Below are 1,509 nucleotides of genomic sequence, written 5' to 3'. Positions count from 1 at the left end.
ACACCGCGCACCACGAGCTGGCCGCCTCCAACGACGCGCTCGAGGAGAACGTCCGCAAGCGCACCGCGGAGCTCGCCTCGGCCAACGACACCCTCAGCATCGAGATCGACGTCCGGCGGCGCACCGAGGAGCAGCTCGCGTATCTCGCGAGCCACGACTACCTGACCGGCCTCATCGGCCGCCGGCGCTTCGAGGAGGACGTCCGGGCCGAGATCCTCCGGGCCGACCGGGAGTCGTCGAGCGGAGCGGTCGTCTGGATCGACCTCGACGACTTCAAGGAGTTCAACGACTCCCTCGGGCACATGGCCGGTGACGACATCCTCCGGGGCATCGCGGGTGTACTCATGGAGAACGTGCGCGGATACACCTCGGTGGCCCGCCTCGGAGGCGACGAGTTCGCGCTGCTGCTGCCCAACGTCGACGCCGAGGAAGCGGTCACCGTCGCGGAGCGCGTGCTCGAAGACCTGACCGCAGCCCGGATCGTCACGTTCGAGCACCCCGTCCACCTAAAGGCCAGCGCGGGCGTCGCGGTGTTCCCGCAGCACGCCGAGACCGTCGATGACCTGCTGGTCCGGGCGGACCTGGCGCTCTACCACGCGAAGCACGTGCGCCGCGGCGGCGTCTGCGTCTACGACGACGCCGACACGTGGCATTCCGAGGTCGAGTCGCGTGCGAGTTGGATCCACCGCATCGACGAGGCACTCGAGGAGGACCGGTTCGCCGCGTGGGCGCAGCCGATAGTGCAGATCGGGTCAGGGAGGATCGTGCGCTACGAGCTCCTGGTGCGCATGCTCGACGCGAACGGCACCGTCATCCTTCCCGATGAGTTCCTGCCCGCCGCGGAGGCGTTCGGCCGCATCGGTCAGATCGACCGATGGATGCTCGCGACCGCCGTGAGCGCGATAGCCGAGTCGGGCGACGGTCTGCAGCTCGACGTCAACATCTCGGGCCGCACGTTCACCGACCCGACACTGCTCGGCTACATCGGGCAGCGCATCGCCGACGCCGGCATCCCGGCGGAGCTGCTCGGACTCGAGATCACCGAGACCGCGGCGGTCGCCGACATCGGTGAGGCCAGGTCGTTCATCCGCGACATGCGCGGCCTCGGCTGCCGGGTCGCGCTCGACGACTTCGGCACGGGGTTCTCGTCTCTCCACTACCTCAAGCAGTTCGAGTTCGACTCGATGAAGATCGACGGCAGCTTCGTGCGCTCGCTCGAGACGAACCGGCAGGACCAGCATCTCGTGAAGGCCGTGGTCGAGATGGCCCGGGGGCTGGAGCTCGAGGTGACCGCAGAGCACGTCGAGAACGCCGGCATCCTCAAGCTGCTCGCGGACCTGGGTGTCGACCTCGCGCAGGGGTGGCACACCGGCCTGCCGGAGCCGCTCGACGCGGTCATCGAGGTGCGCCGCACGGATGCGCCGGGGGCCGCCCGAGCCGCAGGGTAGCCGCGCCGCGAGCGGCAGCGACGCAAAGCGGGGTAGGAACCCTTCGTCCCCCCTCCCGAGG

Annotated in this window: 1 protein-coding gene; it reads left to right on the top strand. The window is 69.4% G+C overall.

Annotated features, from left to right (window positions below):
* A partial coding sequence (locus tag FDZ70_10520) for an EAL domain-containing protein (GenBank protein TLM66353.1) occupies positions 1 to 1,448 on the top strand: 1,448 nt, incomplete at its 5' end.
* Positions 1,449 to 1,509: the final 61 nt, after the last annotated feature.

The sequence above is a fragment of the Actinomycetota bacterium genome, from assembly GCA_005774595.1.
Taxonomy (GTDB): Bacteria; Actinomycetota; Coriobacteriia; order Anaerosomatales; family D1FN1-002; genus D1FN1-002.
This window is presented reverse-complemented; position numbering and strand designations above follow the sequence as displayed.